Raw genomic sequence first — 13,978 nt, 5'->3', positions numbered from 1 at the left:
ACCGACGTCCGACATCCGAAAGAGGAACCACCATGCGCATCTGCGGAGTCGGCGACAACGTCGTCGACCGCTACCCGCGGCGCGGACTGATGTACCCCGGCGGCAACGCCCTCAACGTGGCCGTGCACGCCACCCGGTGCGGTGCCGACGGCGCGTACCTCGGCGTCACCGGGAACGACGCGGCGGGCGCCCATATCCGCGCCGCGCTCGCGGCCGAGGGCGTGCGCACCGAACGGCTCCGTACCGTCGAGGGGCCCACCGCCCACGCCACCGTCCACCTCGACGACGGCGGCAACCGCCACTTCGGCGAGTGTTCCGAGGGCGTCTCCCGGTTCCGGCTCACCCCCGACGACCTCGACTGGCTCGCCGGTTTCGATCTCGTCCACACCGGGGACTGCGCCCACCTGGAGGACCAGCTCCCGCAGCTGGCCCGCGCCGCCCGCCGGGTCAGCTACGACTTCTCCGACCGGCCCTGGCGTTACGCCGGTCCGCTGCTGCCGCAGCTGTACTGCGCCGTCTTCTCCCGGCCGGACGCCGATGACACCGAGGCCGCCCATCTGATCGCCCGGGCCCACACCCTGGGCCCCCGGCTGGTGGTGGTCACCCGCGGCCACCGGGGAGCGCTGATCGGCCGTGCGGGCCGGGCCCCATACGCCCAGCCGGTGGTGGCCGTCGAGCCGCTGGACACCCTCGGCGCCGGTGATTCCTTCATCGCCTCTTTGCTGGTCGCCCTGCTCGGTGGCCTGCCGCTGGCGGAGGCGGCCGCCCGGTCCGCGGCCTACGCTGCCGAGGTCTGCGCCCTGCCCGGCGCCTTCGGCCGCCCCGCCCCCTTCCCCGCCCCCGACTCCCCGTCCGCCGCCGTCGATCGGACTCCGGTCTGAACCGTCCCGACCCGCCAGGAGAGAGCCGATGCGCCCAGCCGCCGTCATCTCCGTCTGTCTGCTCACCCTGCTGCTCACCGCCTGCGACCAGGCCCCGATCCGCACCACCCCGAACGACTTCACCCTCTCCGGCAGGCCGTCCGGTCATCTCACCGTGCTGGAGAAATGGGCCGATCCGGAGTACGCGCCGTACTTCAAGGAGGCGGTGCGCGCCTACGAGAAGCGCAACCCCGGTGTCACCATCGAGCTCCAGGCCGTCGGGGACCAGCCCTACAAGGACCGCATCGCGGTGCTGGCCGCGGCGCGCAAGCTGCCCGACATCTACTTCTCCTGGCCCGGCCGCTACGCGGGCAAGTTCGCCGACGGCAGGATGGCCGCCGACCTCAGCTCACAGCTGAAGAACACCGCCTGGGGCAGGAGCTTCGAACCCGAGGCGCTGGACGCGTTCACCTTCCGCGGCCGCGTTCACGGTGTTCCGCTCGACATGGACGCCAAGGTCCTCGTCTACCACAAGAAGATCTTCGCCGAGGCCGGGGTGCGCGAGCCGAGGACCTTCCCCGCGCTGCTCACCGCCTGCGACCGGATCAAGAAGGCCGGTTATGTGCCGATCGCCTTCGGCAACCAGTACGGCTGGCCCGCGGGGCATCTGCTCACCCAGTTCAACGCCATGGAGGTGCCCCCGGCGGTCCTCGCCCGCGACTACGCGGGACGGGGCGGGAAGGACGCCTTCCGCCACCCCGGCTACGTCCGCGCGCTGGAGGATCTGCGGCGGCTGCGGCAGCGCTGCTTCGCACCCGGCGGCACCAGCATGAGCCATGAGGCCGCGCAGGCCCGGCTGCTGTACGGCAAGGCCGCCATGCAGTACGTCGAGACGCTGGAGTTCTCCTACCTCTCCGAGGCCGGCGGCGCCCCGAAGTCCTTCGCGCACCACTGGGACTTCTTCGCCCTGCCGGCGATACCCGGCGCCGCCGGGAGCCCCCGCGCCCTCGCGGGCGGCACCGACGGGCTGATGGTCTCGGGCAACTCGCCCCACAAGGCGCTCGCCGTCGACTTCCTGCGCTTCCTCACCAGCCGCCCCCGGGCCCGGACGCTGGTGCACGACCTCGGCTGGCTCAGCTCCGTCAAGGGCACGGCCGACGCCGGAACCCTGCGCGGGCTGCCCAAGGCCCAGCGGACCATCGCCGGGCACGATATGGCGGTGTGGCTCGACACCGCCGCCGACGACAAGATCGTCAATCCCTATCTCTCCGCGGCCGAGTCCGTGCTCTCCGGCCGGATGACGCCCCAGCGGGCGATCGTCGAGGTGCGCCGGGGCGCGGAGAAGGCCCGGCGGTTCGGAGTGAGACCATGAACGCGACCACCGCCACCTTGAAGGCCAGGGGAGTCCGCCCGGCCCGGCGGCTGCGCCACGCGCTGTACGCCGCCCCCGCCCTCGCCCTGATCGCGCTGTTCGTCTACTACCCGATCGTCGAGAACATCCGGCTCTCGCTCTACAAATACAGCGCCTTCTCACCCGTCACCCGCTTCGTCGGGCTGGAGAACTACCGCCAGGCCGCCCAGGACCCGGTCTTCTGGCAGGCCCTGCTCAACAACATCGCCTACGCCGTCGTCTCCGTGGTCTTCCAGGTCGGCGCGGCCCTGGTGCTCGCCGCCGCGCTGGAGGAGCTGATCGGCCGCCGGCTGCGGGGCGTGCTGCGCACCGTCTACTTCATCCCGGCCGCCGTCTCCATGACCGTCACCGGGCTGCTGTTCCAGTTCCTCTACCAGCCGGACGCCGGAATGGTGAACGGCGCGCTGCGAGCCGTCGGCCTCTCCTCCCTGGAACACGACTGGCTCGGCGACCCCGGCACCGCGATCTGGGGTGTGATCGCCATGAGCCAGTGGCAGTCCTTCGGCTACACCACGATGCTGCTCACCGTCGCCGTGCAGCGGGTGCCGCGCGAGCTGTACGAGTCGGCGCACATGGACGGCGCGGGCCGGGTGCGCACCTTCTTCACCATCACCGTGCCCATGGTGCGCGAGATGACCGGACTGCTGGTGATCCTCACCGTCTCCCAGGCGTTCCTGGTCTTCAACGAGGTCATGGTGATGACCGGCGGCGGCCCCAGCAACTCCAGCCAGGTGCTGGGCACCTGGCTGTACGCCAGCGCCTTCACCGGCGACGACATGGGCTACGCCTCCGCGGTCGGCACCGTGATGTTCCTGATCACCTTCGCGGCGGGGGCGCTCCAGCTGATCCACTCCCGGAGAAAGGCGGCGCAATGACCCTCACCCTCGACACGGAGCGCTCCGCCCCGCACGCCGAAACCTCCACCACGACCTCGCCCGGCACGGCCCGGCGGATCCGCCCGGCAGTGACCCGGCTGCTGGCCTGCTGCGTCTTCGCCGCACTGGCCGTCGCGGTGCTCTACCCGCTGTGCTGGATGGCGCTGTCCGGGCTGAAGACCAACGGCGAGATCTTCTCCGACCCCTGGTCGCTCCCCGGCGAGCCGCACTGGGAGACCTACGCCGACGCCTGGGACCAGGGCGTACTGCGCTATCTGCTCAACAGCGCGCTGGTCACCTCGGCCTCGGTGCTGGCGGTGGTGCTCATCAGCGCCTGGGCCGCGTACGGGCTGACCCGGCTGGACATCCCGTGCTCCCAGCCCGCCCTGCTGCTGGTGCTCGGCGCGATGATGCTGTCGCCGACCGTGGCGCTGGTGCCGCTGTCCCAACTGCTCCAGGCGCTGGGCATCTACGACACCTACTGGGCGCTGATCGTCCTCTACACCGCGTTCAAGGTGCCGTTCACCACCTTCCTCATCCGCGCCTATCTGCTGGGGCTGCCCACCGAGGTGGAGGAGGCGGCGCATATCGACGGCGCCTCCCGCTGGCAGATCTTCTGGCGGGTGGTGGTGCCGATGGCCCGGCCCATCCTGGTCTCCGCGGCGATGCTCCAGGCGCTGTTCGCCTGGAACGAGTACGCGTTCGCGCTGGTCTTCATCACCGACGACCGCCTCAAGACGCTGCCGGTCGGGCTCGCCGACATGGCGGGGCGGCTCAACTCCGACTGGCCGATGCTCTTCGCCGGGCTGACGATCGCCGCACTGCCGATGATCGTGGTCTTTCTGCTGGGGCAGCGGCACTTCGTGCGGGGGCTGGCGGAGGGCGTGGGGAAGTAGGGCCGGTCCGGGTGGGCCCCACGGACCCACCCGGTGGCGGCGGTCAGCGGCTGAGCAGCCGGGGAGTGAGATCCGGGGTGTCGAACTCCGCGTCGTCGAAGGGGTACAGCGGCCGCTCGACGCGGTGGTGGCCCAGCCGCAGCAGATCCTGGTCCACCCCGCCGGGGGTGAGCGCCAGCCGCCAGTCCGCCGCCATCTCGTACAGCTCCGGCTCCAGATAGCCGATCTTGACGACCACCAGGTCGTAGCCGCGCGGGTCCAGCTCCCCGAAGTCGGCGCGGGTGTGGAACGGCTTGCGGCGGCTGACCAGGACGACGGTGACCCCGCCGCTGCGCACCGCCGCCAGATCGCCGCCCACCTCGTCGTCCCGGCGCAGGGCGACCACCTCGCCGGTGAGGTCGTACGGTGCGGCGTGCTCCCCGGTCCCGGCGCTGACCGCGCCGCCGACCGACAGCCGTACGGTGGCGCCGAGTCCGGCGGTGAAGCACTCCGCGACCGCCGCCGGATCGGTGATGCCCGGGTGCAGGGCGGTGACCCGGCCGGCGGCCAGCTCCTCGTGGGCCAGCAGCCGCCCCAGCACATAGGCCAGGTCACCGGCGCCCCCGGCGGTGGGATTGTCCCCGGAGTCGCTGATCAGGAAGGGGCGGGCGGGGGAGGCCACGGCCGCGGCGATGCACTCGTCGGCGCTGCCGGTGGGGCCGACGAAGTCGAAGTCGCGGCGCACCTCCCAGTATTCGCGGGCCAGGGAGCGTGCCTGTTCCACCGCGAGGACGGGGTCGTCGGCGGTGACCACCACCGCCGCCCGGCAGCGCGGTTCGTCCGCCCAGGCATAGCCGACCCACACCGCGGCGTCCACCACACCGTCCATCGCCTCCACCGCGGCCAGCCGTCCGTACAGCGACTTGGCGGGCTCCAGCCGGGTGCTGGTCTTCTCACCGGGCAGCAGAACCGGGATCTGGACCCATGCCACATGGGGGCGGCCCCTGCCGGTGGCGAGCCGTTCCACCAGCTTGCGGGCGGCGCGCTCCCGGGTCTCCCAGGCGTCCTCGTGCGGGGCCAGCCGGTGGGCGGTGATCAGGTCGAGCCGGTCGGCGAACCGGCGGGAGACATTGCCGTGCAGATCCATGGCGGCGGAGATCAGCGCCTCGGGGCCGATCGCCTCCCGTACCGCGTCGGTCAGATCGCCCTCGGCGTCGTCCATGCCGACCACGCTCATCGCGCCGTGGATGTCGTAGACCAGTCCGTCGAGGGGGCCGTCCTGGTGTGCCCGGCGCAGCCGGTCGGTGAGTTCGCCCTTGATGCGGTCGTAGGTGTCGCGTTCGACCGGACCGCCGGGCAGGGAGACGGCGTGGACCAGCGGCACCCATGCGACCCGTGCCGCCAGATCGCCGTCGGGCCCGGTCCAGGTGTAGCGGTCCAGCAGCTCGTCGCCGCGGGTGATCCGGAAGTCCTCGTAGGTGGTGCGGTGCGGGCAGAAGGTGCTGGACTCGATGGACATACCGCCGATCCCGATGCGCAGGCGGCGGCCTTGGGGTGCGGGGGGAGCCATGCTGTCTCGCTTTCCGGTGCGGAAGGTCGGGGGTGACGGCGGGGCGGGGCGTCAGCGGGCGGCGGCTCCGGCCAGGGGCATCGGGCGGCCTCCCGCGGCGAGTTCGCGCAGCGCGGCGTGGCCCGCGCCGAGCAGTCCCGCGTCGGCGCCGCTGGTGGCTGCGGTGATGGTCAGCTCGCTGGTGGCCATCGGCAGACAGCGCTCGTACAGCACGCCGCGGACCGCCGCGACCAGGGGTTCGGCCTCGGCGAGGGCCCCGCCGAGGACCACCGCCTCGGGGTTGAAGAAGTTGACGACGACGGACAGCACGGCGCCGATGTGCCGCCCCGCCTGCCGGACCAGGGTGGTGGCGTTCGGTTCGCCGTCGGTGACCAGGCGCAGCACATCCGTGGAACCGTCCGCGTCGATACCCAGCTCCCGCAGGGCGGCCGCGATCGCGGCACCGCTCGCCACGGTCTCCAGACAGCCGATGTTGCCGCAGGAACAGGGGCGTTCGGCGGCCGCGTCCACCCGCACATGGCTGATGTCGCCCGCCGAGCCGCGCGCCCCGCGGTAGAGGCGGCCGTCGCTGATGACCCCGGAGCCGATGCCGCGCCCGGCCTTGACCACCACGAGGTGGCGCAGCCCAAAGTGGGCGGCGCGGTGCTCGCCGAGGGCCATCATGTTGGCGTCGTTGTCGACCAGGACGGGCAGCTCCAGCCGCTCGGCGAGCCGGTCGCGCAGTTCGTACAGATGCCAGCCGGGCATCCGGGACGGGGCGATGACCTGGCCGGTGCCGGTGTCGACCGGTCCGGGGAAGCCCACCCCGACCGCCCGTACGGTGCGGCCCGCGGCGCGCTGTCGGTCGGCGAGCCCGGTGAGTCCGCGCACCAGCGGATCCAGTGCCCGGTCCGGACCGGCCGTCAGATCGAAGCCGTGCTCGGCCACGTCGAAGGTGGTGCCGGTCAGACCGACCGCACCGATCCGGGCGTGATGGCTGCCCAGGCCGGCGGCGAGCGCCACGGCCCCGCTGTCCGGTATCCGCAGCAGCCGGGGCCGCCGGCCACCGCGTGAGACGCCCTCGCCGTACTCGGTCAGCAGCCCGGCGTCCACCAGCTCCTGCACCCGGGCCGAGACGGTGGAGGCGGCAAGGCCCAACTCCCGTACCAGATCGGCGCGGGAGGCGGCGGCGCCGCTCGCGACGAGTTCGAGGACGTGCGCGGCGGAGCCGGGCTGCTCGTCGGCGGCGGTCATAGGGCGCCCTTTCCATCGGGTGGTTGTCGGCCGTGTCCGGGACGCGACGTCACCACTTTATTCGCTGGTCGAATTAAGTCACGGTATCTCGCGGCCTTAAGTAGACAATATTCAACGGCAGTCGCACCAGACTCTTGACTTCATTTCAGAAGCGTCCGTACTTTGCTCGCTATCTTCGAACGGCCGAGCGGCCGATGAATCCCGTGGAGGCAGCATGGGTCTGCGCACACCACGTCTACGCGGACCCCTCGCGGGTCTGGTCGCGGCCCTCACTCTCGGCAGCGCGGGTCTGGTCAGCGGCTGCGCCCCGGGGAACCGGCCGGGTCACCGACCTCGGCACCACCGGCGGCACCCGGGTCGAGGGCGGTACGGCCACCATGGCGCTGCCGCCCGCCGCCAGCCCCAACTGGATCTTCCCGATCGGCGCGCCCGGCTATCTGGCCTCGTACAACGGCGCCGTGCAGAGCCTGCTGTACCTGCCGCTCTACCAGCCGGAGGAGAAGGGCGGCCGGCTCACCCTGGACAGCCCGCGCAACCTGGCGGAACAGCCCCGCTACAGCGACGGCAACCGCACCGTGACCGTCACCCTGAAAAAGGGCTACCGCTGGTCCGACGGCACCCCCGTGACCACCCGCGACGTGAAGTTCTGGTTCGACCTGATCAAACACGACAAGGCGGAGTGGGGCGGCTATTCACCCGGACTGCTGCCCGACAACATCAAGGCGTTCCGCACCGTCGACGACCACACCTTCCGGCTGCGGCTCGACCGCGCGTACAACCCGGCCTGGTTCACCGCCAACCAGCTGCTCTACTTCACCCCGCTGCCCCGGCACGCCTGGGACCCGCGCGAGGAGGACCCCAAGAAGGTCTTCGCCCGGCTGACCCGGCACGCCAAACAGCTCTCGCGGTTCGCCACCGACCCGCTCTGGAAGACCGTCAACGGGCCCTGGACGATCGAGAAGTGGACCACCTCCGGCCAGGTGGCGCTGGTCCCCAACCGCAGGTACTCCGGCCCCGACAAGGCCCATCTCGACCGGGTCGTCCTCAAGCCCTTCACCACCGCCGACTCGGAGTTCAACGTGCTGCGCTCCGGCGGCGTCGACTACGGCTACATCCCGCCCTCGGTGATGGCCCAGTCCGGGAAGTTCCGCGAGCTGGGCTATCGCATCGACCCCTGGGAGGGCTGGGCGATCACCTATCTCGTGCTCAACTTCAACCACCCCACCGCGGGCCCGATGCTGCGCCAGACCTATCTGCGCCAGGCCCTCCAGCACCTCATCGACCAGCGGGCGATATCCGACGTCGTCTGGCACGGCACCGCCGAGCCCACCCGCGGCCCGGTCCCCGCGAGCCTCCTCGCCGAGGACCTCCACCCCTTTGACCGGGCTGACCCGGCGAAGGCGAAACGGCTGCTGACCGCCCACGGCTGGAAGGCCGACGGCGACGGAAAGCTGCGCTGCGCCCGGCCGGGGACGGGGGCGGGCGACTGCGGCAAGGGGATCGAGGAGGGGCGGCGGCTGCGGCTCTCGCTGCTGTCCCAGTCCGGCTCCACGGAGACCTCCAACATGATGCAGGAGATCAAGTCCTCGTACGACACGGCGGGGATCACCCTCGACGTACGCCAGCAGCCGCTCAACACCGTGCTCGGCACCACCGTCCCCTGCACCCCCGCCCAGCGGCTGTGCAAGGAGTGGCAGCTCGGCTTCTTCGGCACGGCGGGCAGCTGGTACTTCCCGCCCGACCCCAGCGGGGAGCAGCTCTTCGCCACCGGTGCCCCCTCCAACATGGGCAACTGGTCCGATCCGCGCACCGACGAGCTGATCAAGGACACCGAGTACTCCGGCGACCCGGCCGCCATGCGGCGCTACGGCGAGTACGTGGCCCGCCGGGTGCCGGTGCTGTGGACCCCCAACCCCGCCTACCAGGTCTCCGTCATCCGCAACGATCTGCGCGGGGTGGACCAGAACCCCACCCTCAGCCTCTCGCCGCAGGACTGGTACTTCGTCAGGAAGGAGGCGGGCGAGGGATGATCCGCTTTCTGCTCAAGCGCACCGCACAGGCCGCCGTCGTCCTGCTGCTGGTCTCCGTCATCGTCTTCGTCCTGCTGCACCAGCTGCCCGGCGGACCGGCCCGCGCCATCCTCGGCCCCCGGGCCACCCCGCAGGCGGTCGAACACTTCGACCACCAGCAGGGGTACGACCGTTCGCTGCCCGTGCAGTACGTGCGGTACCTGGGCCGTCTGATCACCGGCGACCTCGGTGAGTCCTACAAGCTCAACCAGACCGTTTCCTCGCTGCTGACCGATCGGCTGCCCAGAACCCTGGTGCTGACGGGCCTGGCCATCGCCCTGGCCGCCGTCCTCGCGATCCCGCTCGGCATCCTCCAGGCCGTACGCCGGGACAAGGCCGCCGACTACCTGCTGACCGGCGCCGCCTTCCTCGCCTACGCCACCCCCGTCTTCTTCCTCGGCCTGGTGCTGATCCTCGTCTTCAGCCAGCGGCTCCAGCTCTTCCCCGCCGAGGCCCCGCAGGGCCTCAGCGTCGCCGGGATCCTGGGCGAGCCACGCGCTCTGGTGCTGCCGGTGGTCACCATGGCGCTCGGCATCGTCGCCGCGTTCAGCCGCTACATGCGCTCGGCGGTACTGGACAACCTCGGCGAGGAGTACGTCCGCACCGCGCGCGCCAAGGGCCAGTCCAACGCGCGGATCATGGCCCGGCATGTACTGCGCAACGCGCTGATCCCGCTCGCCACCCTCCTCGGCCTGCTGATCGGCGATCTGCGCTCCCGGCTCGGCATGGCGATGATCCTGGTCACCCACGATCTGGGGGTGATCGCCCGGCGGGTGGACCGGGTGGCGGTGATGTACGCGGGCCGGACGGTGGAACGGGCGGGCGTACGCGCCCTGTTCGCGGCTCCGCGCCACCGCTACACCCAGGCGCTGTTCGCCGCGCTGCCGGAGCGGGCGGCGGACGCCGCCCAGCCGCTGGCCACCATCCCCGGGCTGCCGCCGTCCCTGGTGGTACGGCCGACGGGCTGCCGCTTCGCACCGCGCTGCGGATTCGCCACGGCGCGGTGCGAGGAGGCGGAGCCGGAGCTGAGTGAGCTCTCCGCGGAGCGAGCCCCGTCCTCGTCGTCCTTGTCGTCCTTGTCGTCCTCGTCGTCCTCGTCGGCCGCGGTGTCCTCGCCGTCCGCCGGGCACGCCTTCGCCTGTTTCCACCCGGTCGACCCCGGGGCCGACCCGGTCGCCGAGGTGGTCCCGGCCGCCCCCGCCGCGCCGCCGGTCCGCGGTGCGGAGACCCTGCTGCGGCTCACCGGGCTCACCAAGGACTACCCGCTGCACGGCGGCCCGTTCGCCCGGCGCAGGGGCGCCGCCGCGGTGAGCGCCGTGGCCGGGGTGTCGCTGTCGGTCCGGCGCGGGGAGACGTTCGGCATCGTGGGGGAGTCCGGCTGCGGCAAATCCACCCTCGGACGGCTGGTGGTCGGCATGGAGCCGCCGACCGGCGGCACCATACGCTTCGCCGGCCGCGACCTCGCCGCCCTCGGCCGCCGTGAACTGCGCGCCCACCGCCGCGAGGTGCAGCTGATGTTCCAGGACTCCTACGCCTCGATGGACCCGCGGATGCGGGTCGGCGCGATCCTGCGCGAGCCGCTGGTCATCCAGGGCATCGGCGACCGGGACGCACAGCGCGCGCGGATCGCGGAGCTGCTGGACGACGTGGGTCTGGAGCGCGGAGCGGTGCACCGCTATCCGCACGAGTTCTCCGGCGGCCAGCGGCAGCGGCTCGGGCTGGCCCGTGCGCTGGCGCTGTCGCCCGCGCTGGTGGTGGCCGACGAACCGGTCTCCGCGCTCGATGTCTCGGTCCAGGCGCAGATCCTCAATCTGATGCGGGAGCTCCAGCGCGAGAAGGGGCTGGCGTATCTGTTCATCTCGCACGACCTGGCGGTGGTCCGCTATCTCGCCGACCGGGTCGGGGTGATGTATCTGGGCAAACTGGTGGAGACCGGACCCGCCGCCTCGGTGTTCGGCTCACCCCTGCATCCGTACACCCGTGGGCTGCTGGACACCGCCGAGCGGCCCGACCCGGCGGCGGAGCCGCCCGGGGCGCCGCTGGGCGGCGAGACACCGTCGGCCGCCGATCCGCCCTCGGGCTGCCGGTTCCGTACCCGCTGTCCGTCGGCCCAGGACATCTGCGCCCGCAGCGAGCCGGTGGAGTCCGAACCGGCCGCCCCCGGGCACCGGGTGGCCTGCCACTTCCCGCTGGTCCCGGCGGCCGCGGCGGGGACGGCCCGGCCACCCCTGCTTCCGGGCGATTGACCAGCTCTCCGCCAGGAATGTGGTGATCGCCACAAACGGGACAAAGGATCTTTTCCTGCTGGCAGAGTGCACAGGTCACAACCACATCACGCGCTCACCGCCACGGATCCGGCCACCGCCGGGAGCCGCGCGAGACCGGCGCGGTACCCGGAAAGCAGCCATGGCCACACTCGCCCGGTGGTGTCTCAGGCGCCCCGTCCTCGTCATCGTGATGTGGCTGGCGGCCTTCGCGGGAGTCGCCTCGGCGGCGGGCGCGGCCGGTTCCGCGTACTCCAACAACTACGACATCCCGGGGACCGAGTCCTCCACGGTCTCCGCCCTGCTGGAACAGCGCTTCCCCGACCGTTCCGGCGACAGCGACACCCTCGTCTGGCACACCGCCGCATCCGCCGGAACCGTGGCCTCCAAAGACATTGAGCAGCGGATGACCACGGCGCTGCACCGGATCGCGCGGCTGCCCGGCGTTGTCTCCGCGACCGGCCCGTACGGCGACGAGGGCGGCGGCCGGATCAGCGCCGACCGGCACACCGCCTACGCCACCGTCGTCTTCCGCAAACCCGCGACCGACCTGGGCGAGGCCGAGGTGCGCCGGGTGCTGGACACCGCACGTTCCGCCGCTCGCGGACTTCCCGGACTCCAGGTCGAGATGGGCGGGGCGGGCGCGAGCCTCACCGAGAGCTCCGGCTCCGCGCATCTGAGCGAGATCATCGGGGTCGCGGTGGCCGCCGTCGTCCTCTTCCTCGCCTTCGGCTCGTTCGCCGCGGCCCTGCTGCCGATCGCCACCGCGCTCATCGGCGTCGGCACCGCCTACGCGGCCATCGGACTGCTCGGCCACACGATGACCGTGGCCGACTTCGCGCCCATGCTCGGGGTGCTGATCGGCCTCGGCGTCGGGATCGACTACGCGCTGTTCATCGTCACCCGGCACCGCCGGGGTCTGCGGCGCGGGCTGTCCGTCGACGAGGCCGCGCGGCGTGCGGTGGCCACCTCCGGCCGTGCGGTGGTCTTCGCGGGGGCCACCGTCTGTCTCGCGCTCCTCGGCATGCTGGTGCTGCGGCTGAATTTCCTCAACGGGGTCGCGGTGGCGGCCTCGCTCACGGTCGCCTGCACCGTCGCCGCCTCGCTCACCCTGCTGCCCGCACTGCTCGGGCTGATCGGCACCAAGGCCCTGAACCGGCGGGAACGCGCCCGGCTGGCCGAGCACGGTCCGCGGCCGGTGCGGAACCGCGGCCTCGCCACCCGCTGGGCGGCCCTGGTCGAGCGCCGCCCCACACTGCTGGGCGGAGTCGCCGCCGCCGTGGTGCTGCTGTTCGCCCTGCCCACCTTCTCCCTCCATCTGGGCACCTCCGACCAGGGCAACAACCCCGCCGACGCCACCACCCGGCGCTCCTACGACCTGCTCGCCGAGGGGTTCGGGCCCGGCTTCAACGGCCCGCTCACACTCATCGGCCGGATCGACGGGGCGGACGACCGGATGGCCTTCACCCGGCTGCCCCACACCCTGCGCACCACCGAGGGGGTGGCGTCGGTGAGCGCCGCGGACCTCGGCGGCGGTGGCGACACCGGACTCATCACCGTCGTCCCGAAGACCGCCCCGCAGGCCGAGACCACCTCCCGGCTCGTCGACCGGCTGCGCACCGAAGTGCTGCCCGAGGCCGAGCGGGGCAGTTCGCTGCGGGTGTACGTGGGCGGACTGACCGCGGGCTACGACGACTTCGCCGGGGTGATCGTCGCCAAGCTGCCGCTGTTCGTGGGGGTGGTGGTGGCGCTCGGCTGTGTGCTGCTGCTGCTCGCGTTCCGCAGCATCGGCATCCCCGTCAAGGCGGCGGCCATGAACGTGGCCGCCGTCGCGTCGTCCTTCGGGGTGGTCGTCGCGATCTTCCAATGGGGGTGGGGGAGCGAGCTGCTGGGGCTGGGACGGGCGGGCCCGATCGAACCCTTCCTGCCGGTGATCATGGTCTCGGTGCTCTTCGGGCTCTCCATGGACTACCAGGTCTTCCTGGTCAGCCGGATGTACGAGGAGTGGCAGCACACCCGGGACAACCGGGTCGCGGTCCGGGTCGGCCTCGCCGAGACCAGCCGGGTCATCAATTCCGCCGCCGTCATCATGATCGCCGTCTTCTCCGCCTTCGTGCTCAGCGGCGACCGGATCATCGCGATGTTCGGCATCGGGCTCGCCGCCGCCGTCGCCCTGGACGCCTTCGTGCTGCGCACCCTGCTGGTGCCCGCCCTGATGCATCTGCTCGGCGGTGCCAACTGGTGGCTGCCGGGCTGGCTGGAGCGGCTGCTGCCGCGGATCAGCATCGAGGGGGAGAGCGCGGCCGCCGGTCCGGTGACCCTGCCCGGACAGCGGGACACGCGGCACGCCGACGCGGGGACGCGGGGCGGCGTCTGAGGCGGTGGCCGCCGGGTGTGCGGGGACCGTCTGAGGTGGGTACGGCCCGCCGCCCGGCGCCCGCAAGCCCGTCCGGGGCTCCGCCTAAGGACCTGTCTAAGGCCCCTGCCCCGGTCCGCCCGTGTACCTAAGTCCCCCGGCCCCGTGAAGATCGGGCAGCCTCCCGATGTGCCGGGCCCCTCTGGCGAACGAGAGTGGAGTCACCTTCGAAGAGCTTCAGAACACCTCGTCACCAGGGGGAACACCATGCTGCACTACGAGCTCCACCGCGTCCGTGAGGCCGAGCTGCTGCGCGAGGCCGCCGCCCGGCGCCTGGTCCGCGAGGCCGCCGCCGGACGCCGCGGCCGGTCCGCGGAACCGGAATCCGGAGGGCGGGTGAGGCGGATACGCCGGTCCGGCCACGGACACCGCCCCTCCCGGTCCTACGGCACCGCGGCCTGACCA

The 13,978-nt window shown here is 72.1% G+C and carries 10 protein-coding genes; 8 read left to right on the top strand and 2 right to left on the bottom strand.

The annotated features are described in order from the left end of the window. The first annotated feature begins 32 nt into the window (after positions 1 to 32). Genes HUT19_RS12170 through HUT19_RS12155 form a run of 4 tightly spaced genes read left to right on the top strand, consistent with a single transcriptional unit; the run spans position 33 to position 4,042 of the window. Positions 33 to 881 carry a PfkB family carbohydrate kinase gene (locus HUT19_RS12170; protein ID WP_176180490.1) on the top strand — a complete coding sequence of 283 codons (849 nt, stop codon included), beginning with the start codon at positions 33 to 35 and terminating at the stop codon, positions 879 to 881. Positions 882 to 909: 28 nt separating this feature from the next. After that, a complete protein-coding gene (locus HUT19_RS12165) occupies positions 910 to 2,232 on the top strand; it encodes an ABC transporter substrate-binding protein (protein ID WP_176180489.1) in 1,323 nt (440 codons plus the stop codon). Then, the gene (locus HUT19_RS12160) at positions 2,229 to 3,146 is read left to right on the top strand and encodes a carbohydrate ABC transporter permease (protein ID WP_176180488.1); all 918 of its coding nucleotides are present in this window, start codon (positions 2,229 to 2,231) and stop codon (positions 3,144 to 3,146) included. Before HUT19_RS12165 ends, HUT19_RS12160 begins: the two co-directional genes overlap by 4 nt. Then, entirely contained in the window at positions 3,143 to 4,042 is a 900-nt protein-coding gene (locus HUT19_RS12155; RefSeq protein WP_176180487.1) for a carbohydrate ABC transporter permease, read from the top strand. Before HUT19_RS12160 ends, HUT19_RS12155 begins: the two co-directional genes overlap by 4 nt. A 43-nt stretch (positions 4,043 to 4,085) precedes the next feature. On the opposite strand, the gene HUT19_RS12150 is transcribed toward HUT19_RS12155, so the two are convergent. After that, positions 4,086 to 5,591, bottom strand: coding sequence for a M81 family metallopeptidase (locus HUT19_RS12150; RefSeq protein ID WP_176180486.1), 1,506 nt, complete (start codon positions 5,589 to 5,591; stop codon positions 4,086 to 4,088). 51 nt (positions 5,592 to 5,642) lie between these two features. Further along, positions 5,643 to 6,824, bottom strand: a complete 1,182-nt coding sequence (locus HUT19_RS12145; RefSeq protein ID WP_176180485.1) for an ROK family transcriptional regulator — start codon at positions 6,822 to 6,824, stop codon at positions 5,643 to 5,645. A 203-nt stretch (positions 6,825 to 7,027) separates the two neighbouring features. Between HUT19_RS12145 and HUT19_RS12140 the strand changes: the two genes are divergently transcribed. The 4 genes from HUT19_RS12140 to HUT19_RS12125 all read left to right on the top strand — a co-directional run bounded on the left by HUT19_RS12140 (position 7,028) and on the right by HUT19_RS12125 (position 13,975). Beyond that, entirely contained in the window at positions 7,028 to 8,854 is a 1,827-nt protein-coding gene (locus HUT19_RS12140) for a peptide ABC transporter substrate-binding protein (RefSeq protein ID WP_254885542.1), read from the top strand. Further along, positions 8,851 to 11,139, top strand: a complete 2,289-nt coding sequence (locus HUT19_RS12135; protein ID WP_176180484.1) for a dipeptide ABC transporter ATP-binding protein — start codon at positions 8,851 to 8,853, stop codon at positions 11,137 to 11,139. Before HUT19_RS12140 ends, HUT19_RS12135 begins: the two co-directional genes overlap by 4 nt. Positions 11,140 to 11,299: 160 nt before the next feature. Then, on the top strand, positions 11,300 to 13,534 hold the full coding sequence (locus tag HUT19_RS12130) for an MMPL family transporter (protein ID WP_176180483.1): 2,235 nt from the start codon (positions 11,300 to 11,302) through the stop codon (positions 13,532 to 13,534). A 246-nt stretch (positions 13,535 to 13,780) separates the two neighbouring features. Continuing rightward, positions 13,781 to 13,975, top strand: a complete 195-nt coding sequence (locus HUT19_RS12125) for a hypothetical protein (protein ID WP_176180482.1) — start codon at positions 13,781 to 13,783, stop codon at positions 13,973 to 13,975. Positions 13,976 to 13,978 lie beyond the last annotated feature (3 nt).

The organism is Streptomyces sp. NA02950 (assembly GCF_013364155.1).
Taxonomy (GTDB): domain Bacteria; phylum Actinomycetota; class Actinomycetes; order Streptomycetales; family Streptomycetaceae; genus Streptomyces.
The sequence above is the reverse complement of the archived record's forward strand: the minus strand, read 5'-3'. Positions and strand labels throughout refer to the sequence as shown.

Excerpts from the sequence above, each read along its gene's own strand:
- HUT19_RS12170 (WP_176180490.1), top strand. The coding sequence starts at position 33 with ATGCGCATCTGCGGAGTCGGCGACAACGTCGTCGACCGCTACCCGCGG.
- HUT19_RS12165 (WP_176180489.1), top strand. The coding sequence starts at position 910 with ATGCGCCCAGCCGCCGTCATCTCCGTCTGTCTGCTCACCCTGCTGCTC.
- HUT19_RS12160 (WP_176180488.1), top strand. The coding sequence starts at position 2,229 with ATGAACGCGACCACCGCCACCTTGAAGGCCAGGGGAGTCCGCCCGGCC.
- HUT19_RS12155 (WP_176180487.1), top strand. The coding sequence starts at position 3,143 with ATGACCCTCACCCTCGACACGGAGCGCTCCGCCCCGCACGCCGAAACC.
- HUT19_RS12150 (WP_176180486.1), bottom strand. The coding sequence starts at position 5,591 with ATGGCTCCCCCCGCACCCCAAGGCCGCCGCCTGCGCATCGGGATCGGC.
- HUT19_RS12145 (WP_176180485.1), bottom strand. The coding sequence starts at position 6,824 with ATGACCGCCGCCGACGAGCAGCCCGGCTCCGCCGCGCACGTCCTCGAA.
- HUT19_RS12135 (WP_176180484.1), top strand. The coding sequence starts at position 8,851 with ATGATCCGCTTTCTGCTCAAGCGCACCGCACAGGCCGCCGTCGTCCTG.
- HUT19_RS12130 (WP_176180483.1), top strand. The coding sequence starts at position 11,300 with ATGGCCACACTCGCCCGGTGGTGTCTCAGGCGCCCCGTCCTCGTCATC.
- HUT19_RS12125 (WP_176180482.1), top strand. The coding sequence starts at position 13,781 with ATGCTGCACTACGAGCTCCACCGCGTCCGTGAGGCCGAGCTGCTGCGC.